Source organism: Streptomyces sp. NPDC026092, assembly GCF_040638605.1.
GTDB lineage: Bacteria > Actinomycetota > Actinomycetes > Streptomycetales > Streptomycetaceae > Streptomyces.
Genome location: NZ_JBEZYN010000004.1, coordinates 67,992 through 93,070, shown reverse-complemented (window position 1 = coordinate 93,070; position 25,079 = coordinate 67,992). Strand labels below are relative to the sequence as shown.

The window sequence follows — 25,079 nt, the reverse complement described above, 5'->3', positions numbered from 1 at the left end:
AATGCAAAAGCCCGCGTGTGCAATTACTCGGGCTGCCCCTCGACTCCGTCCCGGCTCTGCCCGGCCTCCTCCCGGCTCTACCCCGCCGCGACGCTCAGAGGGGCGAACCTGCGGCGCCAGTCGCCCGGCAGGTCGGGCACGGAGCGCACCATGACCGCGTTGAACGCGACCGGGGCGAGCCCGTTCGCCTTGAGCCAGCTCACCAAGGCCTCGTGGCGTACGTCGATGTCCGTGCGGAGCGGGCGGTCCGTGGCAGCGGCCAGGGCGGCGACGAGGGCCTGGGCGGTGGCCGTGTCCCGGGCGATCAGGGGGCCGATGACATGGGTGTCCATGTTCGGCCAGGCCGCCGCGTAGCCGGTGATCTCGCCGCCCTCCTCGGCGACGCGGAGGTGGTCCGCGAAGGCCGGCAGACGGGTGAGCATGTGCGTGCGGTCCAGGCCGAAGACCTCGCTGTCCAGGCGGAGGATCGTCTGGAGGTCCTCGGCGGTGGCGGCGCGGGTCGAGACCTCCGGGGCCGGCTCCGCCGCGGTGAAGTGGCCGCGGAGCATTTCGGCGCGGCCGGTCTCGACGAACCCCAGCTGCTCGTAGAGCGGCTGCCCGTTCGGCGTCGCGTGGAGCGTGAGCGGGGTGTCTCCGGCCCCCGCGATCACGTGCTGCATCATCCGGCGCCCCACTCCCCGGCGGGCGTACCGCTCGGCGACCAGCACCATGCCGATCGCGGCGAGCCCGGGCCCGTACGAGGTGACGACGCTGGCCGCAGCGAGCCCCTTGCCGCCGGGGTCGTCGATGCCGTAGCCGGTCCCTGCGGTCAGCAGGAGGTTCCACTTGTGTTCCTCGCGGGGCCACCCCCGGTCCTCGGAGAGGTCGGCGCAGACGGTGACGTCTTCGGGGGTGAGGATCCGGATGGGGAGCTCGTCGAGCGGTGCGGGCGACATCGGCATGACGCTCAGGCTGTCCGACCCAGTGATCGTCCGTCCACCGTTTTACGGGAAGTGACCGATGCCCGGAGACGGCGGCCTCGGCGGGTCAGCCCCCAGGGCTTCAGCACCGAGATCGCGGTCATGAAGAGGTAGGCCGCCGTTGACACGGTGGGCGCCGCCACCAGACTGGGGTCGCGCACGCCGGCCGTCGCCGCGTGCACGATCTCCGGCCGCAGGGCGAAGACGGTCGCGGCTGCCGTGGCCAGGGTGATCCAGAACTTGATCCAGACCCAGCGGTGCCGGGCCAGACCCCATGGAGTGCCCAGAGAGAGCACCAGGCCACTCACCAGGGTCGCCACGGCGATCGGAGCGAGCAGCCAGTCGGCGAACACCTTCATCGCACGGTAGGCCGCTGCGGTGAGCGAGGGGTCGCCCGTCGTATAGGCCGTGATGCCGAGCGTCAGCAGTCCCACGCTGAGCCCGAGCCACGCCACGGAGACGGAGACATGGACGACGAGGAGAGCCCGCCGGACGGGCCGCTGGAGATGTTTCACGTGAAACACCGTGCCGCCCTGCCCCCTCGTCCCGCGTCTGACGACGGGAGTAACCGCACGTACTAGCCTCGGCGTACATGACGAGTTCCATGGGCCGAGGCAGGCTGCACCTCTTCGATCTCGACGGCACGCTGATCCGCGGGTCGGCGGCCGCGGTGGAGATCTCACGCCAGCTCGGACTGACCGAGGAGATCGCCGCCTTGGAGCAGGGCTTCCTGGTGAACGGGATGACCCCCGACGAGTTCGCGGTCCAGGCCCACGCCCTCTGGTCCGCCCTCACGCCGGAGCAGGTCACGGCTGCCTTCGAGGGCGCCCCCTGGTTGGCCGGCTTTCGCGAGGTCTGGGCGGACATCCACGCCGAAGGCGGGCGTTGCGCCGTCATCTCGCTGTCGCCGGACTTCTTCGTCGAGCGGCTGCTCGACTGGGGGGCCGATGCGGCCCACGGCTCCCGCTGGCCGTCGGTGCCGTTCACCGAGCCCATCCACCGGCCGGGCATCCTCGACGCGGCTGCGAAGGTGGCTATCGCGCGCCGTCTCTGTGCGGAGTACGGATTGAGCCTGGCCGACTGTGTGGCGTACGGCGACTCGATGTCCGACGCGCAGCTCTTCGCCGCCGTGCCGGTCGCCGTGGCGGTCAACGCCGACCACCACCTGGCCGGTCTGTCGCGCCATGCCTACGCGGGGAGCGATCTGCGGGAGGCGTACGACCTGGTCCGAAAGGACGCAGCCTAGCCGCAGTCGCGGGGTGAATGCCCGAGAATTCCACTTTCTGTCCGAACCGGTTGTCGAAGCTGTCAAGCTGCGACGACAAGAGCCGCAGGCGTGAGGCGAGGCACACGATGGAAGAGGCCGTGCACGACGACGGCGAAGCACCGCCCCGGATAGCCCCAGGACCGAGACCCTCCCCCGACGCGATCCTCATCCGCCGCACCCTGGCCGAGATCGCGCCTGTCGCCGACAAGGTGACCTCCTACTTCTACGCGTTGCTCTTCGTCCACCACCCCGAGCTGCGAGCGATGTTCCCCGCGGCCATGAACACCCAGCGCGACCGCCTGCTCAAGGCGCTGCTGACCGCGGCCGAGCACATGGACAACGCCCCCGTCCTCACCGAGTACCTCCAGAACCTGGGCCGTGGGCACCGCAAGTACGGGACACAGTCGACCCACTATCCGGCCGTCGGCGAGGCGTTGATCGGCGCTCTGGTCCGGTACGCCACCCTCACCTGGGACGAGGAGACCGAGGCCGCCTGGGTACGGACGTACACCACGATCTCCCAGATCATGATCGACGCGGCGGCCGAGAACGAGCTCCACGCACCCGCCTGGTGGCACGCCGAGGTCGTCTCCCACGATCTGCGCACGCCGGACATCGCCGTGATCACCCTCCGCCCCGACCAGCCGTACTCCTTCCTGGCCGGGCAGTACACGACTCTGGAGACCCCCTGGTGGCCGCGCATCTGGCGGCACTACTCCTTCGCCTCGGCGCCCCGACCCGACGGGCTGCTCTCGCTCCACGTCAAGGCGGTGCCGGCGGGTTGGGTCTCGAACGCCCTGGTGCACCACGCGCGCCCCGGCGACGTCCTGCGCCTCGGCCCGCCCGCCGGGTCGATGACCGTCGACCACTCCACGGACAACGGCCTGCTCTGTCTGGGCGGCGGCACCGGCATAGCCCCCATCAAGGCGCTGGTCGAGGATGTCGCCGAGCACGGGGACCGGCGCCCCATGGAGGTGTTCTACGGGGCGCGCAGCGACCACGACCTGTACGACATCGACACGATGATGCGGCTCCAGAAGACGTTCCCCTGGCTGTCGGTGCGGCCGATCACCGAGGACCAGGGGCAACTGCCGGACGCCGTGCGTCGGTACGGCCCGTGGAACGAGTACGAGGCCTACCTGTCGGGCCCGCCCGGAATGGTCCGGCGCGGGGTGGACACCCTGCGGGGGATCGGCATTCCGGCGGAGCGGATCCGCCACGACTTCCTGGCGGACCTCGCCTCCTAGCCGGCCGAGGCTCCGGGGCCCGCGGACGGGCCGCCGAGGCTCCAGAGCCCGCAGACGGGCCGCCCGCCGCTACCCCAGGTCCGGCGCGTGCATCGCGCGGACGCCCTCGATGTTGCCGTCCAGGTAGTGACGCAGGGAGAGCGGCACGAGGTGGACGGCCGCGATGCCGATCCGGGTGAACGGCACCCGGACGATCTCGTACTCGCCCACCGGCTCGTCCATCTCGGGCCCGTGCCGCAGCGAAGGGTCCATGGATTCGAGCCGGCAGACGAAGAAGTGCTGGACCTTCACTCCCGAGACACCGCCGTCGACGATGTGCTCGACGGTGTCGACGAAGCAGGGGACCACATCGGTGATCTTGGCGCCGAGTTCCTCGTGCACCTCGCGGTGCAGGGCCTCGACGACGGTGGTGTCGGAGGATTCGACCCCGCCGCCCGGGGTCACCCAGTAGGGATCGACCCCCGGCTTCGTGCGCTTGATGAGGATGAGGTCGTTTCCATCGAGCAGGATGGCGCGTGCGGTGCGCTTGACCACAGGACGTTCGGTCATGGGAAGAAAATGGCCCGCCACAGGTGTCCTGAAACTCACCAGGCTCCGGAGGCCCGCAGGAGCCACTCGTGGGCCCTCGCGAGATGCGGCAGCGCGAGCGTTCCGGCGCGGACGACCAGGAAGTAGGTCCGCAGCGGAGGCACCGGCGGATCGAGCAGCGCCACGAGGCGGCCCTGCTCCAACGCCTCCTCGCACAGATAGCGCGGCAGGACGGCCAGGCCCGCCCCGGCGGCGGCCGATTCCAGGACGGCCCGCAGATCGGGAGCCACGACGGTGGCGGCCGCGGCCGGCTTGGTCTCGAAGACGGCCGCCCAGTAGCGGGACACGAAGGGCAGCGACTCGTGCACCTCCACCACCGGCAGCTGTTCCAGGACCACCGCGCCCTTGCGCAGCAGCATGTCGGGTGCCAGTCGGGCGGCCCAGCGCGGCGCTGCGACCAGCACGTGTTCCTCGTCGCAGAGCGGTGTGGAGCCGAAGAGCCCGCCGCGTGGGCGGGCGGTGGCGATGGCGAGATCGTGGTGGCCGGCGGCCAGCCCGTCGAGGATCTCCTCCGTCGTGGCGGGGAAGGCGGCCCGTACGGCGAGCCCCTGGGAGACCAGCGGGGTGAGGGCGGGCAGGGCGCGCGCCGAGGTGAACTCGGGAGGCCCGGCGAGATGGAGGGTGCGGACCCCGTTCTGCTCGTCCAGACCGGTCTCGGCGATCTCCACGAGCGCGTCCAGGTGCGGGGCGGCGCGGTGGGCGAGCTCGTCGCCGATCGTGGTGGGGGTGACCCCACGGGCCTGTCTGAGGAAGAGCGGCCGGCCCAGTTGCCGCTCCAGGGTGCGGATCTGGCTGGTCACCGCGGGCTGGGAGAGCCCGAGCAGCGCCGCCGCGCGGGTGAAGGAGCCGGCCCGGTGCACCGCGACGAAGGTGCGCAGCAGGGCGAGATCCATGTCCGCCCCCCTCCCGGCCGGTGCGGCCGTTCGACTCAGGCGGTCGGCTGACGGCGCCTCAGGACCGTCCAACTATAAATAAGTCGATAGGTCTCTGTCGCTACCGTGATTGGACACTGACGCAGAGTCAACTAGCCTTGGTCAGGCGGTTCTCCGCGCAAATGAGTCGGGGCGTTCCGAGCCATGAGGGGGGAGGCTCGGAGCGCCCCGACTCCGCGTGCGTCAGCCGGCGGCGTCCGCCGCGTCGAGGGCGCGCAGCACGTCCGCGATCAGGTCCTCGGGGTCCTCCGCCCCGACGGAGAAGCGGATGAAGCCCTCCGGCACGGCGTCGCCGCCCCACCTCCCGCGCCGCTCGGCCGTCGAGCGCACCCCGCCGAAGCTGGTCGCGTCGTCCACGATCCGCAGCCCGTCGAGGAACCGCTCGGCCCGGTCCCGGTCGGGGAGCACGAACGAGACCACCGGCCCGAAGCGCCGCATCTGCGCGGCCGCCACCGTGTGCGAGGGATCGTCCGGCAGCCCGGGATACCGCAGCCCGGTGACCTCGTCCCGCTTGGCCAGGGCCTCGGCGAGCGCCAGCGCGGAGGCGCACTGGCGGTCGATGCGGAGCTGGAGCGTGGCGAGGGAGCGGTGGGCGAGCCAGGCCTCCATGGGGCCCGGGATCGCGCCGACGACCTTGCGCCAGCGCCGTACCTCCGCCGCGCGCCGCGGATCGCGGCAGCTGACATGGCCGAGGAGGATGTCGCCGTGGCCGGTCATGCCCTTGGTGTCGCTCGCGACGGAGAAGTCCGCGCCGAGCTCCAGGGGCCGCTGGCCGAGCGGGGTGGCGAGGGTGTTGTCGACGGCGACCAGCGCCCCGCCCTCGTGTGCCGCGCGCACCAGGCGGCGGATGTCGCAGACGTCCAGCCCCGGGTTGGAGGGCGTCTCGATCCACAGCAGCCGCGCGCCCTCCAGTACGGACAACTGGGCGTCGCCGCCGGTCGGCGCGGTGCGGACCTCGATCCCGTACGCCCTGAGCTGCTCGTGGAGCAGCGGCAGCGCCTGGTAGCCGTCCGTCGGCATGACGACCGTGTCGCCCGTCTTCAACTGGGAGAAGAGGACGGCGGAGATGGCGGCCATGCCCGAGGCGAAGACGAGCGTCTCGACGCCCGGCTCCTCCGGCGCCTCGAGCTCGCCGATGGCGCGTTCCAGATGGGTCCAGGTGGGGTTCTCGTCCCGCCCGTACGTGTAGGGGCCGGTGGGGTCCCCCGGCAGATGGAAGTGGGCGGCGAAGACCGGTCCCGGCAGCGTCGGTTCGCATTTCACCGGCTCGGGAAGCCCCGCCCGTACCGCCCGTGTCCCGTCGCCGACGGCGCCGATGTCGTCCATGCCGCCGAGGTCCTCGGCGCCGTCATACGCGTCCGTGCTCATACCGCCCGCTCCTCCGCACTCTTCCGTACGGCGGCCAGCAGTCCTTCGCTCGCCGCCTCCACCATCTCCAGGCACTCCTGGAAGCCGTCCGTCCCGCCGTAGTACGGGTCCGGCACGTCGAGGTCGTCGGCCGCCGGGTCGTACGAGCGCAGCAGCCGCACCTTCGCCGCGTCCTCGGGCGTCGGGGCGAGCCGCCGCAGTTCGCGGACGTGCCCGTCGTCGAGGGCGATGACCAGGTCGAGCGCGGGGAACCACGAAGCGCGGAACTGGCGGGCGGTGTGCCCCGAGGCGTAGCCGTGGTCCTCCAGGACGGCGACGGTACGCGGGTCGGCGGCGTGGCCCTCGTGCCAGCCGCCGGTGCCCGCGCTGTCCACCTCGACGGTGTCCGCCAGGCCGGCCTCCTCCACGCGGGCACGGAAGACGGACTCGGCCATCGGCGAGCGGCAGATGTTGCCCGTGCAGACGAAACAGACGCGGTAGGTCATCGTGCGCACTCAGTCCCCGTCGGGGAGCACGACGTTGAGTGCCCAGGAGACGACGGAGATGATCAGGCCGCCGAGGACCGCCGTCCAGAAGCCGTCGACGTGGAAGTCCAGGCCGAGTGTGTCGGCCAGCCAAGAGGTCAGCAGCAGCATCAGCGCGTTGATGACCAGCGTGATCAGGCCGAGCGTGAGGATGAAAAGGGGAAGCGAGATCAGCTTGACGATCGGCTTCACCAAGAAGTTCACCAGCCCGAAAACCAGGGCCACGAGGATCAGCGTCCAGGCCTTGTCGGGAGTGCTGTCACCGGTCAGGTCGATGTCCGGGACCAGCCAGACGGCCACTCCCAGGGCGCCCGCGTTCGCGAGCGTCTTGACTACAAAATTCTTCATGTGTCTGATCGTGGCAGACATGATCGGGCCAATGGCAGGGGCAAAAGCACGATGAAATCATTCCGGCTGGACGAACTCGAGGCGGAGCGCGCCGCGAACGACGGTGCGTACCTCCAGTTCCTGCGCGAGCGGAACATGTCCGTCGGTCTGTACGCGCTCGACGCCGGCGCGCTCGACCCCCAACAGCCTCACAGCCAGGACGAGGTGTACTTCGTCGTGAGCGGGCGGGCCGCGATCACGGTGGGCATGGAGACGACGCAGGTGGCGCGGGGCAGTGTCGTCTACGTGCCGGCCGGGGTGGCCCACAAGTTCCACCACATCACCGAGGACCTGCGGGTCATGGTGGTCTTCTCGCCGCCGGAGGGCTGAATTCCCCTAGGGGGTCGATCAGGGGAGAGCAAGGGCTCCGAGGCCCCCGCGGCGCAGGTGCCGCACCTAGCATCGAAGGTGCCCGGCGCAGAGTGCGCGGGACGGACTCTTCGGGAGATGAGGTAGGCGCGATGGCGGTACAAGAGATTCTCGCGGGGATGCCCTGGTGGGTGAAGTGGGTCGCCATACCCGTCATCGCCCTGTTCGTCTTCGGTGGCCTGATCATGAGCATCGCGTCCATCGTGATCGGTCTGCTCTTCAAGGTGCTGGTCTTCGTCGCCCTGGTCGGTGGACTGATCTACGTCGTACGGAAGTTCATGTCCTCCTCGACCTCGCGCGAGGATTGGTAGCACGATCTACCCGCCGGTACGGGGCGTCGGCCGGGCGTTAGCCCGGCCGAGGGACGCCGCCCTGGAAACCGGGGTCAGGCCTTGGAGCTGCCATTAGAGTGGAAAATCTCTGCCGCCCCGGGGAAAACAGGCCAACCTTCCGCGCTGATCCGCGGGTGTCCACGTGTCTCGGGCGGGTCCGCCACCGGACCCCACCGGTTCCCAGGCCGCGGCGGGCGCGGGGGCGGCCCCCGCGGGCGGGTGTACGGCACCCGTCGTCACGCCTGGGGGTGACCTTTGGCCACGGCTACGCAGTCCGCCGTTCCTACGCTGATCGGCTCGGTGCAGCGGGCGCTGAGACTCTTGGAGGCCGTGGGCTCCCACGAGGACGGGGCCCCTGCCAAGCAACTGGCGCGTGAGGCGGGACTTCCGCTGCCCACCGCGTACCACCTGCTCCGCACCCTGACGCACGAGGGCTATCTACGCCGCGAGAAGGGTGTGTTCGTCTTCGGCGACGCAGCAGGTCGTCTCGCTGGTGGCGGAGTTCTGCAGAATCGTCGCACCAAGATCGAAGACTCCCTCGCGCACTGGCGCGACGAGATCGGGGTCCCCGTCTACTTCGCGATCTACCGCGAGGGCGAGATCGAACTCGTCGCCGTCGCCGACACCCCCGCCGCCCCCGCCGTGGACGAGTGGGCCGACTTCCGCGAGACGGGGCACGCGCACGCGATCGGGCAGTGCCTGCTCAGCCAACTGGATTTGAAGAGTCGTCAAGACCACCTCGACCGCCATCCGGTGGAAGCCATCACTCCGTACACGGTGCGTAACCAGAGTGCGCTTTTGGAGCGTTTGGGCGGAATGGGGCGAATGGAGCCCCTGGTGGAGCGTCAGGAATATGCGCTCGGCACAGTTTGTGCCGCGATCCCCATCACAGCGGGGTCCACGGCGGCCGCCATGGCCATTTCCCTCCCCCTTCACCAGGAAGAACGGTTGCTGCCCGCAGTCGATCGGCTACGCAATGAGATCGGAAGGCTCCTCAGTTCCTTCGCTTTCTCTATCAGTATCTGAAAAATCACTCCTTGTGATCTGCTAGCCCTTCCAGCACGATTGCGTCAAGAGGGCCATGGGGGATCATTCCTGGCCGTTTTGATAACAGCTTTCAGCAGCCGTGTTTACACAACTGCTCCATCGACTGCGGGGTACATGATGCGAGAGTCGGTTCAGGCCGAGGTCCTGATGAGCTTCCTCGTCTCCGAGGAGCTCTCCTTCAGGATCCCGGTGGAACTGCGGTACGAGACCCGGGATCCCTACGCGGTGCGGATGACGTTCCACCTTCCCGGAGACGCGCCCGTGACCTGGGCGTTCGGCCGGGAGCTGCTGCTCGACGGCATCAACCGACCGAGCGGCGACGGCGATGTGCACATCGCGCCGACCGACCCCGAGGGCCTCTCGGACGTCGCCATCCGGCTCCAGGTCGGCAGCGACCGGGCCCTGTTCCGGGCCAGCGCGCCGCCGCTCGTCGCCTTCCTCGACCGGACGGACAAGCTGGTTCCACTCGGTCAGGAACGGACACTGGGCGACTTCGAGGACAACCTGGAGGCGGCGCTCGGCCGGATCCTCGCGGAGGAGAACGCCGGCTGACCGGTCACTTCGCGCGGCGGCGCCGCCCGCGTCCGGAGGGCCTGGATGAACGCTTCTCCAGCGAGCCCGGCGAGCCGGCTCCGCCCGCCCCGCCGGCCGCTGCCGCTCCCCCCGGCCGGTCCGCCGAGACCACGAGCGCGGCGAGAACGGTCGTGACCGGAACGGAGGCGACAAGACCGATCGAACCGACCAGCGTGCGGACGATCTCCTCCGCGACGAGTTCGCTGTTGGCCACCGTCCCCACGCTGCTCTGCGCGATGGAGAAGAGCAGCAGCAGGGGCAGGGCCGCGCCGGCGTACGCGAGGACCAGCGTGTTCACCACGGACGCGATGTGGTCGCGGCCGATCCTGATGCCCGCCCGGTAGAGACCGCGCGGCCCGAGCCGGGGATCGGCCTGGTGCAGCTCCCACACCGCCGAGGTCTGCGTCACCGTCACATCGTCGAGGACGCCGAGCGAGCCGATGATGATGCCCGCGAGCAGCAGACCGGACATGTCGATGTCCGGGTAGAGCCCGTGGATCAGACCGGTGTTGTCGTCCGTGTTGCCGCTCAGCGAGGCCCAGCTGATGAAGAACGAGCCGAGCAGACCGATCAGCAGCAGCGAGATCAGGGTGCCGAGCACCGCGACCGAGGTGCGGGCGGACAGGCCGTGGCACATGTAGAGCGCGATCAGCATGATCGCGCTCGACCCGACCACCGCCACCACCAGCGGATTCGACCCCTGAAGGATCGCCGGGAGGATGAAGAAGGTCAGGATCATGAAGCTCACGGCGAGCGCGATCAGCGCCATCACGCCACGCATCCGGCCGACCAGCACGACCGCCACGGCGAAGATCAGGCCGAGCACCGCCAGCGGCACCTTGCGATTCACGTCCGTCACCGAGTACTGCAGGTCGCGCGGCGCGTCCGGCGCGTACGCCACCACCACGCCCTGGCCCTCGTCGAGTTGGCGCGGCGCGTCCGGCTGCACGATCTCGACGAACGTACGGCCCTTGTCCGGACCGCTCGTGACCTCGATCGTCGCCTTCTCGCACTCCCCCTGCTGGGCGTTGGCCGCCTCGCGCCCCTCGGGCGTCGAAGTGTCGCCGGTCGGCGGGACCTGAGCGGCGTTCACGTCCTTGCAGTCGACCTGCTCCACCGAGACGACCTTGCCCTGGTACGTCTGCCGGTCGAAGCCGACGCCGGTGCGCTCGTGCTCCGGGGCGCCGCCCGGCCACAGCACCACCAGCCCGACCACGACCGCCGCGGCGAACGGGATCAGGACAGCGGCGATGACCCTGCGCAGGTGCCGGGAGACGGGCGCGGCCGGCCCATGGCTGTGCGAATGGCCGTGCCCGTGGCCCGCGTCGCCATGGGCGCCAGGGCCGTCATGACCGTCGGGTTCAGGGGTCTGCTGCGAGGAAGTCACCGACCGATCATCGCAAGAACGGCGGGGGCCCACTGTTCAGCACGGCCGGATTGACGCTAGCGTGGTGACACCTTTGCACACGCGGGAGCTCGGAGCACCGGGCTGAGAGGGCGCTGATCACCGTACGCGCGTACTGAATGTACGTACGGGAGGAGGCTGCGCCGACCGCCGAACCTGTTACCGGGTAATGCCGGCGTAGGGAGATCGGTCTCATGACCATTCAGGATGCACGCACGCCTGCCACCAGCGAGAACGCCGGCCAGGACGAGCGCAAGCCGGGTTGGCACAAGGGGTACGTCGAGGGCTCGCGCCCCGACCTCCGCGTGCCCGTCCGGCAGGTGCACCTCACCAACGGCAAGGACGTGACGCTGTACGACACGTCCGGTCCGTACACCGACCCCACCATCGACACCGACGTACGGCGGGGCCTGCCGCCGCTGCGCGAGAACTGGATCATCGGGCGGGGCGACACCGAGGAGTACGCGGGCCGCCCGGTCCGTCCCGAGGACGACGGCATCAAGCACACCTCGCCGCGCGGCGGTGGGCTGAAGAACCTCGACGCCGTCTTCCCCGGCCGTCCGCGCCTGCCCCGCCGGGGCCGCGGCGGCGAGGCCGTGACCCAGCTCGCGTACGCCCGCCGGGGCGAGATCACCCCGGAGATGGAGTACGTCGCGATCCGAGAGAACGTTTCTCCCGAGGTCGTACGGGAGGAGATCGCGGCGGGGCGTGCCGTACTGCCGGCCAACGTCAACCACCCGGAGATCGAGCCGATGATCATCGGCAAGCGGTTCCTGGTGAAGGTCAACGCCAACATCGGCAACTCCGCCGTCACCTCCTCCATCGAGGAGGAGGTGGAGAAGATGACCTGGGCGACCAAGTGGGGCGCCGACACGGTCATGGACCTGTCCACCGGCCGCAACATCCACACCACGCGCGAGTGGGTGCTGCGCAACTCTCCCGTGCCGATCGGCACCGTGCCGCTCTACCAGGCCCTGGAGAAGGTCGACGGGAAGGCCGAGGAGCTGACCTGGGAGATCTACAAGGACACGGTCATCGAGCAGGCCGAGCAGGGCGTCGACTACATGACGGTCCACGCCGGAGTCCTGCTGCCGTACGTCCCGCTGACCGCCCGTCGCAAGACCGGCATCGTCTCGCGCGGCGGCTCGATCATGGCCGCCTGGTGCCTCGCGCACCACAAGGAGAACTTCCTCTACACGAACTTCGAGGAACTCTGCGAGATCCTCGCGACGTACGACGTCACGTACTCGCTCGGCGACGGCCTGCGGCCCGGCTCGATCGCGGACGCCAACGACGAGGCGCAGTTCGCCGAACTGCGCACGCTCGGCGAGCTGAACACGATCGCCAAGCGGCACAACGTGCAGACGATGATCGAGGGCCCCGGGCACGTCCCGATGCACAAGATCAAGGAGAACATCGACCTCCAGCAGGAGATCTGCGAGGAGGCGCCGTTCTACACCCTCGGCCCGCTGACCACGGACGTCGCGCCCGCGTACGACCACATCACCTCGGGCATCGGCGCCGCGATGATCGCCTGGTGGGGCACGGCGATGCTCTGCTACGTCACGCCGAAGGAGCACCTGGGCCTGCCCAACCGTGACGACGTGAAGACCGGCGTCATCACGTACAAGATCGCGGCGCACGCCGCGGACCTGGCCAAGGGGCACCCGGGGGCGCAGGAGTGGGACGACGCGCTGTCGGACGCGCGGTTCGAGTTCCGCTGGGAGGACCAGTTCAACCTGGCGCTCGACCCGGACACGGCCCGTGAGTTCCACGACGAGACGCTTCCGGCGGAGCCCGCGAAGACCGCGCACTTCTGCTCGATGTGCGGTCCGAAGTTCTGCTCGATGAAGATCTCGCAGGACATCCGCCGGGAGCACGGCGGCGACCTCAAGGCGGACGAGATCTCGGCCGGTATGGCGGAGAAGTCCAAGGAGTTCGCGGCGGCCGGCAACCGCGTCTACCTGCCGCTGGCGGAGCAGTAACCGGAAGGGCCCGCGATCCACGGGGGGATCGCGGGCCCTTGGGCGCCGCCGCCGGTTCCCGGGGCCCCGTCCGCGCGAACAAGGTGGCCGTGCCGCTCCTGGGGCTCCGGCTCAGTCCGGTCGGTGTTCCGAAGGGCCGATCTCCGGGCCGGTGTGGCCGGGGCCGGTGAAGTCCGGGCTCGTGAACTCGGGCCCGGTGTAGTCGGGGCTCGTGAAGGTGGGGCGCGTTCCGGACGAGCCTTCGTTCGGGCTGGAGAAGTCCGGTCCGCTGTAGCCGAATTTGGCTATGCGGTCGGTGCGCGGCGGTGGCACGGACGGTGGGTCCGGCGGTCCGGGGGCGGCCAGGGCCTCGCGGAGGAACGGCAGGATGCCCCGTTCCAGCAGGGCGCGGCGCCAGGCCTCCCGGGCCCGGGACAGCTCGTCGTCCGCTTCCGTACGGGGTGGGTCGCTCGCGGCCACTTCCGTGGAGCGGTTGCGCAGCGCCGTGACCAGCAGCCCGACGGCGGCGCAGAAGAGGCCGGCGGCGGCGACGGCCCCGAAGAACCAGCCCGCGGTCAGCAGGGTGTCGGCGACGGTGAGCGTGGGTGCGAGCACCTTCAGCACGGCGCCGACCAGCAGGAATATCAGAGCGGCCGGCCCGGCGAGGACCGGCGCGAGGACGGTGACGATCGCGACGATGCCCGCTCCCGGGCCGCCGCTCGCCCCGTCGCCGTCCGCCGTCAGGACGGCGTCCATCACGCTCGTACCGCTCGGTGAGCGGACCTCTTCGCGGACTTTCACGAAGTGGTCGTACTCGATCGCCGCCGCGGCGGTGATCAGGGCCGTCGCGCTCAGCGCCATCGTGCGCAGTTGGCCGGCCGTGAGCCGTTTCCCGATCTCGGCGAGATCTGGATGGTCGTACGCGTTGCGCAGTGCGTCGTCGAGGAGGCGCTCGTACTCGGCACGATCCTCGGTCAGCAGGTGCGGAGCCACGTTCATGTGCATCCCCCGATGCTCCGTAGGGCCGCGTTGACCGTGGGATTTACGGCCGGTTGGGCGGAAACGGAGGAGAGCCTGCTACGGATGATCCGATGGTATTGCGGTTATGGCACAGGGTGACAGGGGGTTTCCTGAAATCGACTTCCCCGGATGCGCAGCGTTATGCGTCAGCCATGCAGGGGGAGTTGGACGACCAGCAGCTTTCCGGCCATGGTCACGCCGCCGTCCATGGCGATCGCCAGTCCGTCCGCGTACACGTGCGGACCGTCGACGCCCGGGCCCGAGCCGCCCTCGCCGTCCTCGGTGCCGACCTGGCCCAGGAGGTACGGGATGGGGCTGTGGCCGTGCACGACGCGGCTGCCACCGTAGGTGGAGAGGAGCTCCTGGACGGCCTGGGGGCCGGCGTCGTCGCGGAAGGCGAAGCGCTTGGTGAACTTGCGGAACACGTCCCAGACCTCGTCCGCGTCGTTCCGGTTGAGGATCTCGTGGACGGTCTCGTTGACGTCCTCGATGGTGCTGCCGTACTCGAGGTAGGCGGTGGTGTCGGAGTGCATGAGCAGATGCCCGTCCTCCTCCACCACGGCGTCGAGCCGGGCCATCCACTGCATGTGGACGTCCTGGAGCCGGTCCATGTCGTGCTTCTGGCCGCCGTTGAGCAGCCAGGCGGCCTGGAAGGTGGCGGTGCCGGCCCCGGAGTTGACGGGGGTGTCCCCGAAGCGCTTGGCGCCGATCAGGAGCAGCTCGTGGTTGCCCATCAGGGCCTTGCAGTAGCCACCGGCGGCGGCGGCCTCCGCGGACAGGCGCATGACGAGGTCGATGACCCCGATGCCGTCGGGACCGCGGTCCGTGAAGTCGCCGAGGAACCAGAGGCGGGCGTTGCCCGCGGACCAGGCGCCGGCCTCGTCGATGAGTCCCTGCTCGCGCAGGGCGGCGACGAGTTCGTCGAGGTAGCCGTGGACGTCGCCGACCACGTAGAGCGGTCCGGGGCCCTCGCCGGCGGCCGGGGCGGGCGCGGGGGACGGGACCGGGTCCACGCGGACCTGGACGGTGTCTCCCCGGTTGATCACCGGGAGGTCGCGCTCGGTGGGGGTGTAGCCCTCGGGCAGCTCGTCGTCCGGGAAGGCGTTCCCGGGGTGGCCGGGAAGGGCCGAGGAGAGCGAGACCGGGGGCGTGAGGGAGGACAGGGCGGAGGCGCCGAGGCCGAGGTGGAGGGTCGGGTCCGCGACGGGCCGGACGATCTCGTCGGGGACGACGGGATGCCCCGCGGGGGGCTCCAGGGGTTGGCCCTGCACGGGCACGCGGGCGTACGGCGGTACGCGGAAGTCACGCAATGTCGCCGTGCGCACCACGGGTTCCTGCCCGGCCCCCTGAGTCATCGACCCCTCCACCACCGTCGCGATGCCCTGCACATCGCGGACCGGCCTGGTCGGGGTGGTCCGCGGTGTCGTGCGCCCATCATAGGAATGAGGGTCCGCCTGTGTGACGCACCAGGGGTGGTGAATCCGGGTCCACTCCGGGTTCACCGGTTGTTTCGCCCGAATTGAGAAGGTCCGGTCCGGGGTCGGAGCAGGGCCGGGCCGGAGTTTGTGTCCGGCACGGCCCCAAAGCCGACCCTTTCAGTCCTTCGCGGGAGACCGGGGCGGGCTGACCGTCGTTCGCGGCGAACGCCTCTGGGAGGACGTCCGGACGATGAGTTCGGTCGGTATCACCTGCTCGACCGGTCCGTCGGTGTCGATCCCCTCGATGGCGTCGATGAGGAGCTGGACGACGGCCGTGCCGATCCGGCGCGGTTTGAGCGAGAGGGTCGTGATGGGCGGTTCGGTGTTGGCGTAGACGGTCGACTCGCTGCAGCAGACCAGCAGCAGATCGTCCGGTACGCGCAGTCCGTAGCGGCGGGCGGCCGCCAGCAGATCGGTTCCGTTCGGGTCGAAGAGGCCGTAGACGGCGTCGGGACGGTCGGGGCGGGCGAGCAGCCGGTCGGCCGCGACGGCGCCCGCGCACGGATCGTGCGCCGGATAGGCCTCGTAGACGGGGTCCTGGCCGACCCGCTCGCACCAGTTGAGGTACGCGGTGGTGGACAGGCGGGTGTACGTGTCGGTGGTCGTGCCGGTGAGAAGGCCGATCCGGCGGGCGCCGGCGTCGGCGAGGTGGTCGAGGAGGTCGAGGACGGCGGCTTCGTGGTCGTTGTCGACCCAGGCGGTCACCGGGAGGGTGCCGGCGGGGCGTCCGTCGGAGACGACAGGCAGGCCCTGGCGGACGAGCTCGGTGACGACCGGGTCGTGGTCGGAGGGGTCGATGACGACGGTGCCGTCGAGGGCGACGTTCGACCAGACGTCATGGCGGGAGGTCGCGGGCAGGATGACCAGGGCGTAGCCCCGGGCGAGCGCGGCCGATGTGGCGGCTCTGGCCATCTCCGCGAAGTACGCGAATTCGGTGAAGGTGAAAGGTTCATCCCCGTATGTGGTCACGGTCAGGCCGATGAGGCCCGACTTGCCGGTGCGGAGCGTGCGGGCCGCCGCGGATGGGCGGTAGCCCAGCCGATCTGCGACCTCGCGGACGTGGCGGCGGGTGGCGTCCGGGAGCCGGCCCTTGCCGTTGAGCGCGTCGGAGACAGTCGTGATGGAGACCCCGGCGGCGGCGGCCACATCCCGGATGCCCGCTCGCCCCTGCCGGCTTCCCCGGGTCTGTGCCCGGCTCACCTGGTGCTTCCCTGCTGCTGTCATGGCGAGCCGATAGTAGGGCGAGGGCGGGTGGTTGGGACGCTCGCATATTCACTCGTTGACAGGCACGTTTCTGCATGATCGAGAACCCTCAATTGCCTTCGAAGGAAAGGGGGTTAAGGGGTCTCGCGTGCGATCTATGGTTGTCGACCCGTATGGGCCTGCCAGGGAGCCCATGTCTCGAAGAGGTCTCAACTCACCTCTACGGGCGACGCGCGCCACGGCGCCCGCCACCAGCGCGCGCCACCCGATCGCGCGCTCCCCCAGTTGTCCACAGCATCCGCCATCCGTTGTCCACAGCCCATTCGCAGCGGAGGCGAATCCTCATAAGGTGAGGAGCATTGGTGGTACGGACGGTCGAGGAGGACCACAGTGAGCGCAGTGAGCGACACCGCAGGAGTGGGCGGTACGGACGGGACGGGCGAGGGCGGCCCGAAGCTGCGCTCCGTGCTGGACGGCATCCCCACCTACAAGCCGGGCAAGCCGGCCGCCGCGGGCGGTCCGGTCGCCTTCAAGCTGTCCTCCAACGAGAACCCGTACCCGCCGCTGCCCGGTGTGATGGAGAGCGCGGTGGCCGCCGCCGGTGCCTTCAACCGGTACCCGGACATGGCCTGCACCGGCCTGATGAACGAGCTCGCGGACCGCTTCGGGGTGCCGCTCGCGCACCTGGCCACCGGCACGGGCTCGGTGGGCGTCGCCCAGTCGCTGATCCAGGCCACCTCGGGCCCGGGCGACGAGGTCATCTACGCCTGGCGGTCCTTCGAGGCGTACCCGATCATCACGCAGATCAGCGGGGCGACCTCGGTGCAGGTGCCGCTGACCGACGGCGAGGTGCACGACCTCGACGCGATGGCCGAGGCGATCACCGACCGCACCCGGCTGATCTTCGTGTGCAACCCGAACAACCCCACGGGCACCGCGGTCCGCAGGGCCGAGCTGGAGCGGTTCCTGGACCGGGTGCCCTCCGACGTCCTGGTGGTCATCGACGAGGCGTACCGCGAGTTCGTCCGGGACACGGAGATCCCGGACGGCATCGAGCTGTACCGCGACCGTCCGAACGTGGCGGTGCTGCGCACCTTCTCCAAGGCGTACGGCCTGGCGGGGCTGCGGGTCGGCTTCGCGATCGCCCATGAGCCGGTGGCGGCGGCGCTGCGCAAGACGGCGGTGCCGTTCGGCGTGAGTCAGCTGGCGCAGGACGCGGCGGTGGCCTCGCTGCGGGCCGAGGACGAACTGCTCGGACGGGTGGGCTCGTTGGTGGCCGAGCGCGAGCGGGTCCACGCGGGGCTCGTGGCCCAGGGCTGGACCGTGCCGGACACCCAGGCGAACTTCGTCTGGCTGCGGCTCGGTGAGCGGACGCTGGACTTCGCGGCGGAGTGCGAACGGCACGGCGTGGTGGTGCGGCCGTTCGCGGGGGAGGGCGTGCGCGTCACGATCGGTGAGAGTGAGGCGAACGACCTGTTTCTGAAGACGGCGGAGGGCTTCCGCAGGGACGTCTGACAGGGGTCGGCTCGGGAGCGTGCCGGCTGGGGAGCGTGCCGGCTGGGGTTGGCCGGTCGGCTCGGGTCAGGCGGTCGGCCGGTCGGCCGGTCGGCCGGTCGGTGCGGTCAGGCCTCGGCGCGCTCCACGCGGATCGGGTCGCCGTCCCTGACAGTGGCCAGGACGCGGGGGTCGCCGTCGAGCGCGCCCAGCACGTTGCACGGGCTGGCGAGCCGGCATTCGTCACCCAGGGATATCGGGGTGGGGCCGTAGGGGAGCGCGAGGGCGTCGCCCTCCGTCCAGAACGCGACAGTGCCCGGCTCCACCACCTGCCGCGCGCCGGCCTCGACGGCGGTGGAGACCGGAGTGTCGAAGTAGACCTCCTCGCCCCAGGTGCGGGCGGTGGAGACGATCGGGAGTGCCCCCGCGAGCGCCGTGCTCGTGGGGGTTTCTTCGAGGGTCGCCGTGGTGTGTCCGGCGGGCCATGAGATGCGGATCCGAAAGGTCATGCCCCAGATTCAACAATATGTTGAAGGCCTGGGGAAGGGGTGACCTTCGAGTAGGGGTACCCCGGTCTTACGTACGGATTTCGTATGAGCCATAATGCTTGTGAATGTGAACGCGTTCACAAGCGTGTCTCTATTCCTCCCGTAATAGGTGGGATTAAAGGGGCAAACTGCCGTTGTGACCACGGCGATGTAAGGAGATTGACGACGTGGACCTAGCTCTGGCGCCAGAGACTCTGGCGCGATGGCAGTTCGGCATCACCACCGTCTACCACTTTCTCTTCGTCCCTCTGACGATCTCTCTCGCCGCGCTCACCGCCGGTCTCCAGACGGCCTGGGTGCGGACGGAGAAGGAGAAGTACCTCAGGGCGACGAAGTTCTGGGGCAAGCTCTTCCTGATCAACATCGCGATGGGTGTCGTCACCGGCATCGTCCAGGAGTTCCAGTTCGGCATGAACTGGTCCGACTACTCGCGCTTCGTCGGAGACATCTTCGGCGCGCCGCTCGCCTTCGAGGCGCTGATCGCGTTCTTCTTCGAGTCCACGTTCATCGGCCTGTGGATCTTCGGCTGGGACAAGCTGCCGAAGAGGATCCACCTGGCCTGCATGTGGATGGTCTCGATCGGCACCATCCTCTCCGCGTACTTCATCCTCGCAGCCAACTCCTGGATGCAGCACCCGGTCGGCTACCGGATCAACGAGGAGCGCGGGCGGGCCGAGCTCACCGACTTCTGGCTGGTCCTGACGCAGAACACCGCGCTCACCCAGTTCTTCCACACCATGACGGCCGCGTTCCTGGTCGGTGGCGCGTTCATGGTGGGCATCTCCGCCTTCCACCTGGCCCGCAAGAAGCACGTCCCGGTCATGCGGACCTCGCTGCGACTCGGCCTGATCACCCTGATCATCGCCGGACTCGGCACGGCCATCAGCGGCGACCTGCTCGGCAAGGTCATGTTCAAGCAGCAGCCGATGAAGATGGCCGCCGCCGAGGCGCTGTGGGACGGCGAGGCACCCGCTCCCTTCTCGATCTTCGCCTACGGCGATGTCGACAAGGGTCACAACAAGGTGGCCATAGAGATTCCCGGGCTGCTGTCGTTCCTGGCGAACGACGACTTCAGCTCGTACGTCCCGGGCATCAACGACATCAACAAGGCCGAGCAGGAGAAGTTCGGCCCCGGCGACTACCGGCCCAACATCCCCGTCGCGTACTGGGGCTTCCGCTGGATGATCGGCTTCGGCATGGCCTCGCTGGCCATCGGCATGGTCGGCCTCTGGCTGACCAGGAAGAAGTTCATGCTGGCGCCGGGGATGCGGACCGGTGAGGACGAGGTGCCGAACCTCGTCCTGTTCAAGCGGAAGGCGCTCAGCCCACGGTTCACCAAGTGGTACTGGATCGTCGCCCTCTGGACCATGGCCTTCCCGCTCATCGCCAACTCGTGGGGCTGGATCTTCACCGAGATGGGCCGGCAGCCCTGGGTCGTCTACGGCGTGCTGCGCACCCGGGACGCGGTCTCCCCCGGTGTCTCGCAGGGCGAGGTCCTGACCTCCATGATCATCTTCACCCTGCTCTACGCGGTCCTCGCCGTGATCGAGGTCAAGCTGCTGGTGAAGTACGTCAAGGCCGGACCGCCCGAGCTCACCGAGGCCGACCTCAACCCGCCCACCAAGATCGGCGGGGACGACCGTGACCCCGACCGGCCCATGGCCTTCTCGTACTGAGGCTCAGGAGATCGAGGCATGGAACTCCACAACGTCTGGTTCGTACTCATCGCCGTCCTCTGGATCGGCTACTTCTTCCTGGAGGGATTCGACTTCGGGGTCGGCGTCCTCACGAAGCTGCTCGCCCGCGACCGCACGGAGAAGCGGGTCCTGATCAACACCATCGGGCCCGTCTGGGACGGCAACGAGGTGTGGCTGCTGACCGCGGGCGGCGCGACCTTCGCCGCTTTCCCCGACTGGTACGCGACGCTCTTCTCCGGCTTCTACCTGCCGCTGCTGATCATCCTGGTCTGTCTGATCGTCCGCGGTGTCGCCTTCGAGTACCGGGCGAAGCGGCCCGAGGAGAACTGGCAGCGCAACTGGGAGGAGGCCATCTTCTGGACCTCCCTGATCCCCGCCGTGCTGTGGGGCGTCGCCTTCGGCAACATCGTGCGCGGGGTGAAGATCGACGCGGAGAAGGAGTACGTCGGCACCTTCTTCGACCTGCTCAACCCGTACGCGATCCTCGGCGGCCTGGTCACGCTCGCCCTCTTCACCTTCCACGGCACGGTCTTCGCCGCGCTCAAGACGGTGGGGGACATCCGGGCCAGGGCCCGCTCGCTCGCGCTGAAGCTGGGTCTGGTCACGGCCGTCCTCGCGCTGGGCTTCCTGATCTGGACCCAGGCGGACAAGGGCGACGGCTGGAGCCTGGGTGCCATGCTCGTCGCGGTGGTGGCGCTGGTCGGTGCCATCGGGGCGATCAAGGTGGGGCGCGAGGGCTGGTCGTTCGCGCTCTCGGGCATCACGATCGCCGCCGCAGTGGCGATGCTCTTCTTCACGCTCTTCCCGAACGTCATGCCGTCTTCGCTCAACCCCGAGTGGAGTCTTACCGTGACGAACGCGTCGTCGAGCCCGTACACCCTGAAGATCATGACCTGGTGTGCCGCGATCGCCACCCCGCTGGTGCTGCTCTACCAGGGCTGGACGTACTGGGTGTTCCGTAAGCGGATCGGGGCGCAGCACATCGCGCCCGACGCCGCTCACTAGTGGGGGATGTTTCACGTGAAACCGATCGATCCGCGTCTGCTCCGGTACGCCAGGGCCACCCGCTTCTTCCTCGGAGCGGTCGTGGCGCTCGGCCTGGCTGGGGCGGCGCTGGTCGTCGCCCAGGCCATGCTCATCGCCGAAGTGGTGGTGGGCGCCTTCCAGAAGGGCCTGTCGGTTTCCGACCTGACCACGCCCCTGCTGCTGCTCGCCGGAGTGGCTGCGGGGCGTGGCCTGGTCTCCTGGCTGACCGAGCTGGCCGCCCATAGGGCCAGCGCGGCGGTCAAGTCCGAACTGCGGGGCCGGCTGCTGGCCCGGGCGGCCGCGCTGGGGCCGGGATGGCTCAGCGGCCAGAAGGCCGGCTCGCTCGCCGCCCTCGCGACGCGCGGAGTCGACGCGCTCGACGACTACTTCTCGCGCTATCTCCCGCAGCTGGGCCTCGCGGTGGTCGTGCCGGTGGCGGTCCTGGCGCGGATCGTCACGGAGGACTGGATCTCGGCGGCGATCATCGTCGTCACCCTGCCGCTCATCCCGCTCTTCATGGTCCTCATCGGCTGGTACACCCAGGCCCGGATGGACCGGCAGTGGAAGCTGCTGTCACGTCTTTCGGGTCACTTCCTCGACGTGGTGGCGGGGCTTCCGACGCTCAAGGTCTTCGGCCGCGCCAAGGCGCAGGCCGAGTCGATCCGCGCCATCACGTCGGAGTACCGGCGGGCGACGATGAAGACGCTGCGCATCGCCTTCCTCTCCTCCTTCGCCCTGGAACTCCTCGCGACGCTCTCGGTGGCACTGGTCGCCGTCACGATCGGCATGCGGCTGGTCCACGGTGAGCTCGACCTGTACACGGGTCTGGTCATCCTGGTGCTGGCGCCCGAGGCCTACCTGCCCATCCGCCAGGTGGGGGCGCAGTACCACGCGGCGGCGGAGGGGTTGGCGGCTGCCGAGGAGATCTTCGAGGTACTGGAGAACCCGGCGCCCGAGCACGGCTCGAGCGCGGTGCCGTCCTCGACCCGTCTCGAGCTGGAGAACGTGACCGTTCGTCACACGGGACGCTCCGAGGCCTCGTTGGACCGGGCCTCGCTGGTGGTGGAGCCCGGTGAGACGGTCGCCCTGGTGGGGCCGAGCGGCGTCGGCAAGTCGACGCTCCTCGATGTCGTGCTGGGGTTCGCCGCACCTGAGGCGGGCGGTTCGGTCCGCGTCGGGGGCCTGGAGCTCGGCTCGCTGGACGTGGAGGAGTGGCGGTCGCGGATCGCCTGGGTGCCGCAACGGCCGTACCTCTTCGCGGGCACCATCGCCGAGAACATCCGGCTGGCCCGCCCGGACGCCTCCGACGAGGCGGTAGGGGAGGCCCTGCGGGACGCCGGTGCGGACGGGTTCGTCGGGTCTCTGCCGGAGGGCGTGGACACCCTGCTCGGCGAGGACGGCGCGGGTCTCTCGGCCGGTCAGCGGCAACGGCTCGCTCTGGCCCGCGCGTTCCTGGCCGACCGGCCGTTGCTGCTCCTGGACGAGCCCACGGCGGCGCTGGACGGCGAGACCGAGGCGGCCGTGGTCGACGCGGTCCGCCGACTCACGGCCGGCCGCACGGTCCTGCTGGTCGTCCACCGCCCGGCCCTCCTCGCGGTCGCGGACCGGGTGGTCGAACTGGGGCGTGCGGGTGGTCCGGAGGAGCTGCGGGAGCCCGAGCGGGGCGATGAGGACGCGCCTGCCGCTGCTACCGGTTCAGCCGGTCCCGCCGGTTCTGTCGATGCCGAGGTGTCCGCCGCAGGTGGCCCCGGCGACGGGGCGGGCGCGCGTGGCGCGCGTTCGGTCTTCGGGCGGGTCCGTGCCATGGCCGGGGAGCTGCGCGGGCGGATGGGGCTTGCCCTCCTGCTCGCCAGTCTTGCCCTTGGTTCGGCCGTGGGGCTCATGGCGGTGTCCGGGTGGCTCATCTCCCGGGCCTCCGAACAGCCCCCGGTGCTCTATCTGATGATGGCCGTCACGGCGACGCGGGCGTTCGGCATCGGCAGGGCCGTGTTCCGGTACGCCGAGCGGATCGTGTCGCACGACGCCGTGCTGCGGATGCTCGCGGAGCTGCGGGTCGCCGTCTACCGGCGCCTGGAGCGCATCGCCCCCGCCGGGCTGCGGCGCAGCCGGCGCGGTGACCTGTTGTCGCGGCTCGTCCAGGACGTCGACGCGCTCCAGGACTACTGGCTGCGCTGGCTGCTGCCCGCGGTCGCGGCCCTCGTCGTGGGTGTCGGTTCCGTCGGGTTCACCGCCTGGCTGCTGCCCGAGGCCGGGGCCGTCCTCGCCGTGGGCCTGCTCGCCGCCGGTGTGGCCGTACCGCTGCTGAGCGGGGCGATCGCCCGTCGTGCCGAGCGTCAGCTCGCCCCCGCCCGGGGCGCCCTCACCGTCACGGTCGTCGACCTGCTGCGCGGGTGCGCCGAACTGACGGTCGCCGGAGCGTTGAAGGGCCGTATCGACCGGGCCCGCGGGGCCGACCGTACGCTCACCTCCATCGCCTCCCGGCAGGCCGCCGCGACCGCGATCGGGGCCGGGCTCTCCGCGCTCGCCTGCGGTCTGACGGTGGCCGCGGCCGCGTTCGTCGGTGTCCAGGCGGTGCGCGACGGCCGCCTCGACGGTGTGACGCTCGCCGTCGTCGTCCTGACCCCGCTCGCCGCCTTCGAGGCCGTCACCGGGCTGCCGCTCGCCGTCCAGTACCGCCAGCGGGTCAAGCGCAGCGCCGAGCGGGTGTACGAGGTCCTGGACGCCCCCGTCCCCGTGCGCGAGCCCGAGCGGCCCGCCGCACCGCCGGCGAACCCCTTCCCGCTGGAGGTCGCCGGTCTCTCCGCGCGCCACGCGGGGCAACAGGCCGAGGCGCTCAGCGGCTTCGCCCTGACCCTGGAGGCCGGGCGGCGCGTCGCCGTCGTCGGGGCGTCCGGCTCGGGCAAGACCACGCTCGCGCAGGTGCTGCTCCGCTTCCTGGACGCCGAGTCGGGTTCGTACCGGATCGGCGGAGTGGAGGCGACCGATCTCGACGGCGACGACGTCCGCCGCCTCGTCGGGCTCTGCGCGCAGGACGCCCACATCTTCGACAGCTCCATCCGCGAGAACCTCCGGCTGGCCCGTACCGGCGCGAGCGACGACGAGCTGCGGGCGGCCCTGGGCCGGGCGCGGCTCCTGGGCTGGGTGGAGGGCCTGCCGGACGGTCTCGACACGCTGGTCGGCGAGCACGGCTCGCGGCTCTCCGGCGGGCAGCGGCAGCGCCTCGCGCTCGCCCGCGCGCTCCTCGCCGACTTCCCGGTCCTCGTCCTGGACGAGCCGGCCGAGCACCTCGACCTGGCCACGGCGGACGCGCTCACCGACGACCTGCTGCGGGCCACCGAGGGCCGTACGACGGTCCTCATCACCCACCGGCTGCACGGCCTCGACGCGGTCGACGAGGTGGTGGTCCTGGCCGAGGGCCGTACGGTGCAGCGCGGAACGTACGCGGAGTTGGCGCGGGCCGAGGGGCCGCTGCGGCGGATGCTGGAGCAGGAGCGCGAGACGGACCTGCTGGTCGCGCCGGGAGGACCGGTGGGACGGACTCCAGGAGGGCCTGTCGGAGGACCTGAGGGGCGGGCTTCGGGGGCATTGGGACAGACCCCGGGGCAGGCGGCGGGTGCGACATCGGAGCGCCCGACTTTTCTCGCCAAATAG

Annotated in this window: 23 protein-coding genes and 1 riboswitch; of the genes, 11 read left to right on the top strand and 12 right to left on the bottom strand. The window is 70.1% G+C overall.

Annotation, left to right across the window (positions count from 1 at the left end):
• Positions 1-77 precede the first annotated feature (77 nt).
• Together AB0F56_RS07680 and AB0F56_RS07675 are read right to left on the bottom strand one after the other, a co-directional pair.
• Positions 78-941 carry a GNAT family N-acetyltransferase gene (locus tag AB0F56_RS07680; RefSeq protein ID WP_362005302.1) on the bottom strand — a complete coding sequence of 288 codons (864 nt, stop codon included), beginning with the start codon at positions 939-941 and terminating at the stop codon, positions 78-80.
• Between the two features lie 5 nt (positions 942-946).
• The gene (locus AB0F56_RS07675) at positions 947-1,474 is read right to left on the bottom strand and encodes a DUF2269 domain-containing protein (RefSeq protein WP_362005301.1); all 528 of its coding nucleotides are present in this window, start codon (positions 1,472-1,474) and stop codon (positions 947-949) included.
• 77 nt (positions 1,475-1,551) lie between these two features.
• On the opposite strand from AB0F56_RS07675, the gene AB0F56_RS07670 reads away from it, so the two are divergent.
• The gene (locus AB0F56_RS07670) at positions 1,552-2,205 is read left to right on the top strand and encodes an HAD-IB family phosphatase (protein WP_362005298.1); all 654 of its coding nucleotides are present in this window, start codon (positions 1,552-1,554) and stop codon (positions 2,203-2,205) included.
• A gap of 107 nt (positions 2,206-2,312) precedes the next feature.
• The gene (locus tag AB0F56_RS07665) at positions 2,313-3,473 is read left to right on the top strand and encodes a globin domain-containing protein (protein WP_362005295.1); all 1,161 of its coding nucleotides are present in this window, start codon (positions 2,313-2,315) and stop codon (positions 3,471-3,473) included.
• 69 nt (positions 3,474-3,542) lie between these two features.
• Here AB0F56_RS07665 and AB0F56_RS07660 read toward each other — a convergent pair whose 3' ends face one another.
• The 5 genes from AB0F56_RS07660 to AB0F56_RS07640 form a co-directional block, all read right to left on the bottom strand.
• The gene (locus AB0F56_RS07660; RefSeq protein WP_362005292.1) at positions 3,543-4,022 is read right to left on the bottom strand and encodes an NUDIX hydrolase; all 480 of its coding nucleotides are present in this window, start codon (positions 4,020-4,022) and stop codon (positions 3,543-3,545) included.
• 35 nt (positions 4,023-4,057) lie between these two features.
• Positions 4,058-4,954, bottom strand: coding sequence for a LysR family transcriptional regulator (locus AB0F56_RS07655; protein WP_362005289.1), 897 nt, complete (start codon positions 4,952-4,954; stop codon positions 4,058-4,060).
• Between the two features lie 222 nt (positions 4,955-5,176).
• Complete coding sequence (locus AB0F56_RS07650) at positions 5,177-6,319, bottom strand: cystathionine gamma-lyase (RefSeq protein WP_362006114.1); 1,143 nt, start codon at positions 6,317-6,319, stop codon at positions 5,177-5,179.
• A gap of 38 nt (positions 6,320-6,357) precedes the next feature.
• Positions 6,358-6,846, bottom strand: coding sequence for a low molecular weight protein-tyrosine-phosphatase (locus AB0F56_RS07645; protein ID WP_362006111.1), 489 nt, complete (start codon positions 6,844-6,846; stop codon positions 6,358-6,360).
• Positions 6,847-6,855: 9 nt separating this feature from the next.
• Positions 6,856-7,233, bottom strand: coding sequence for a phage holin family protein (locus tag AB0F56_RS07640; protein WP_362005286.1), 378 nt, complete (start codon positions 7,231-7,233; stop codon positions 6,856-6,858).
• A 51-nt stretch (positions 7,234-7,284) separates the two neighbouring features.
• Here AB0F56_RS07640 and AB0F56_RS07635 point away from each other — a divergent pair, with 51 nt between their 5' ends.
• The 4 genes from AB0F56_RS07635 (at position 7,285) to AB0F56_RS07620 (ending at position 9,572) form a co-directional block, all read left to right on the top strand.
• Positions 7,285-7,602, top strand: coding sequence for a cupin domain-containing protein (locus tag AB0F56_RS07635; RefSeq protein ID WP_362005284.1), 318 nt, complete (start codon positions 7,285-7,287; stop codon positions 7,600-7,602).
• A 131-nt stretch (positions 7,603-7,733) separates the two neighbouring features.
• Positions 7,734-7,952 (top strand): DUF5326 family protein, encoded by a 219-nt coding sequence (locus tag AB0F56_RS07630; protein WP_362005281.1) that lies wholly within the window; start codon positions 7,734-7,736, stop codon positions 7,950-7,952.
• Between the two features lie 276 nt (positions 7,953-8,228).
• Positions 8,229-8,999 carry a helix-turn-helix domain-containing protein gene (locus AB0F56_RS07625; RefSeq protein ID WP_362005278.1) on the top strand — a complete coding sequence of 257 codons (771 nt, stop codon included), beginning with the start codon at positions 8,229-8,231 and terminating at the stop codon, positions 8,997-8,999.
• 138 nt (positions 9,000-9,137) lie between these two features.
• Entirely contained in the window at positions 9,138-9,572 is a 435-nt protein-coding gene (locus tag AB0F56_RS07620; RefSeq protein WP_315894956.1) for an SsgA family sporulation/cell division regulator, read from the top strand.
• 4 nt (positions 9,573-9,576) lie between these two features.
• Here AB0F56_RS07620 and AB0F56_RS07615 read toward each other — a convergent pair whose 3' ends face one another.
• Complete coding sequence (locus AB0F56_RS07615) at positions 9,577-10,980, bottom strand: YibE/F family protein (protein WP_362005275.1); 1,404 nt, start codon at positions 10,978-10,980, stop codon at positions 9,577-9,579.
• Between the two features lie 71 nt (positions 10,981-11,051).
• A riboswitch (TPP riboswitch) is annotated at positions 11,052-11,199 on the top strand.
• Here AB0F56_RS07615 and thiC point away from each other — a divergent pair.
• On the top strand, positions 11,193-12,983 hold the full coding sequence (gene thiC, locus AB0F56_RS07610) for a phosphomethylpyrimidine synthase ThiC (RefSeq protein ID WP_362005273.1): 1,791 nt from the start codon (positions 11,193-11,195) through the stop codon (positions 12,981-12,983). Its footprint overlaps the riboswitch before it by 7 nt.
• A 111-nt stretch (positions 12,984-13,094) precedes the next feature.
• Here thiC and AB0F56_RS07605 read toward each other — a convergent pair whose 3' ends face one another.
• From AB0F56_RS07605 to AB0F56_RS07595, 3 genes are all read right to left on the bottom strand, one after another.
• Entirely contained in the window at positions 13,095-13,967 is an 873-nt protein-coding gene (locus AB0F56_RS07605; protein ID WP_362005271.1) for a hypothetical protein, read from the bottom strand.
• 161 nt (positions 13,968-14,128) lie between these two features.
• Positions 14,129-15,352 carry a metallophosphoesterase gene (locus AB0F56_RS07600; protein WP_362006108.1) on the bottom strand — a complete coding sequence of 408 codons (1,224 nt, stop codon included), beginning with the start codon at positions 15,350-15,352 and terminating at the stop codon, positions 14,129-14,131.
• 225 nt (positions 15,353-15,577) lie between these two features.
• Positions 15,578-16,684 carry a LacI family DNA-binding transcriptional regulator gene (locus AB0F56_RS07595; RefSeq protein WP_315894917.1) on the bottom strand — a complete coding sequence of 369 codons (1,107 nt, stop codon included), beginning with the start codon at positions 16,682-16,684 and terminating at the stop codon, positions 15,578-15,580.
• A 396-nt stretch (positions 16,685-17,080) separates the two neighbouring features.
• Between AB0F56_RS07595 and hisC the strand changes: the two genes are divergently transcribed.
• The gene (gene hisC, locus AB0F56_RS07590; RefSeq protein WP_362006106.1) at positions 17,081-18,178 is read left to right on the top strand and encodes a histidinol-phosphate transaminase; all 1,098 of its coding nucleotides are present in this window, start codon (positions 17,081-17,083) and stop codon (positions 18,176-18,178) included.
• Between the two features lie 107 nt (positions 18,179-18,285).
• Here the strand turns inward: hisC and AB0F56_RS07585 are convergent, their stop codons facing one another.
• On the bottom strand, positions 18,286-18,666 hold the full coding sequence (locus AB0F56_RS07585; RefSeq protein WP_362005268.1) for a cyclophilin-like fold protein: 381 nt from the start codon (positions 18,664-18,666) through the stop codon (positions 18,286-18,288).
• A gap of 206 nt (positions 18,667-18,872) precedes the next feature.
• Between AB0F56_RS07585 and AB0F56_RS07580 the strand changes: the two genes are divergently transcribed.
• Genes AB0F56_RS07580 through cydD form a run of 3 tightly spaced genes read left to right on the top strand, consistent with a single transcriptional unit; the run spans position 18,873 to position 25,079 of the window.
• The gene (locus AB0F56_RS07580) at positions 18,873-20,381 is read left to right on the top strand and encodes a cytochrome ubiquinol oxidase subunit I (protein ID WP_362005265.1); all 1,509 of its coding nucleotides are present in this window, start codon (positions 18,873-18,875) and stop codon (positions 20,379-20,381) included.
• Between the two features lie 18 nt (positions 20,382-20,399).
• Positions 20,400-21,407, top strand: coding sequence for a cytochrome d ubiquinol oxidase subunit II (cydB, locus tag AB0F56_RS07575; RefSeq protein WP_362005262.1), 1,008 nt, complete (start codon positions 20,400-20,402; stop codon positions 21,405-21,407).
• Between the two features lie 15 nt (positions 21,408-21,422).
• Complete coding sequence (gene cydD, locus AB0F56_RS07570; RefSeq protein ID WP_362005260.1) at positions 21,423-25,079, top strand: thiol reductant ABC exporter subunit CydD; 3,657 nt, start codon at positions 21,423-21,425, stop codon at positions 25,077-25,079.

Excerpts from the sequence above, each read along its gene's own strand:
- AB0F56_RS07630 (WP_362005281.1), top strand. The coding sequence starts at position 7,734 with ATGGCGGTACAAGAGATTCTCGCGGGGATGCCCTGGTGGGTGAAGTGG.
- AB0F56_RS07665 (WP_362005295.1), top strand. The coding sequence starts at position 2,313 with ATGGAAGAGGCCGTGCACGACGACGGCGAAGCACCGCCCCGGATAGCC.
- AB0F56_RS07680 (WP_362005302.1), bottom strand. The coding sequence starts at position 941 with ATGCCGATGTCGCCCGCACCGCTCGACGAGCTCCCCATCCGGATCCTC.
- AB0F56_RS07620 (WP_315894956.1), top strand. The coding sequence starts at position 9,138 with ATGCGAGAGTCGGTTCAGGCCGAGGTCCTGATGAGCTTCCTCGTCTCC.
- AB0F56_RS07640 (WP_362005286.1), bottom strand. The coding sequence starts at position 7,233 with ATGAAGAATTTTGTAGTCAAGACGCTCGCGAACGCGGGCGCCCTGGGA.
- AB0F56_RS07650 (WP_362006114.1), bottom strand. The coding sequence starts at position 6,319 with ATGGACGACATCGGCGCCGTCGGCGACGGGACACGGGCGGTACGGGCG.
- AB0F56_RS07645 (WP_362006111.1), bottom strand. The coding sequence starts at position 6,846 with ATGACCTACCGCGTCTGTTTCGTCTGCACGGGCAACATCTGCCGCTCG.
- AB0F56_RS07635 (WP_362005284.1), top strand. The coding sequence starts at position 7,285 with ATGAAATCATTCCGGCTGGACGAACTCGAGGCGGAGCGCGCCGCGAAC.
- AB0F56_RS07605 (WP_362005271.1), bottom strand. The coding sequence starts at position 13,967 with ATGCACATGAACGTGGCTCCGCACCTGCTGACCGAGGATCGTGCCGAG.
- thiC (WP_362005273.1), top strand. The coding sequence starts at position 11,193 with ATGACCATTCAGGATGCACGCACGCCTGCCACCAGCGAGAACGCCGGC.
- AB0F56_RS07655 (WP_362005289.1), bottom strand. The coding sequence starts at position 4,954 with ATGGATCTCGCCCTGCTGCGCACCTTCGTCGCGGTGCACCGGGCCGGC.
- AB0F56_RS07660 (WP_362005292.1), bottom strand. The coding sequence starts at position 4,022 with ATGACCGAACGTCCTGTGGTCAAGCGCACCGCACGCGCCATCCTGCTC.
- cydB (WP_362005262.1), top strand. The coding sequence starts at position 20,400 with ATGGAACTCCACAACGTCTGGTTCGTACTCATCGCCGTCCTCTGGATC.
- AB0F56_RS07585 (WP_362005268.1), bottom strand. The coding sequence starts at position 18,666 with ATGACCTTTCGGATCCGCATCTCATGGCCCGCCGGACACACCACGGCG.
- AB0F56_RS07670 (WP_362005298.1), top strand. The coding sequence starts at position 1,552 with ATGACGAGTTCCATGGGCCGAGGCAGGCTGCACCTCTTCGATCTCGAC.
- AB0F56_RS07595 (WP_315894917.1), bottom strand. The coding sequence starts at position 16,684 with ATGACAGCAGCAGGGAAGCACCAGGTGAGCCGGGCACAGACCCGGGGA.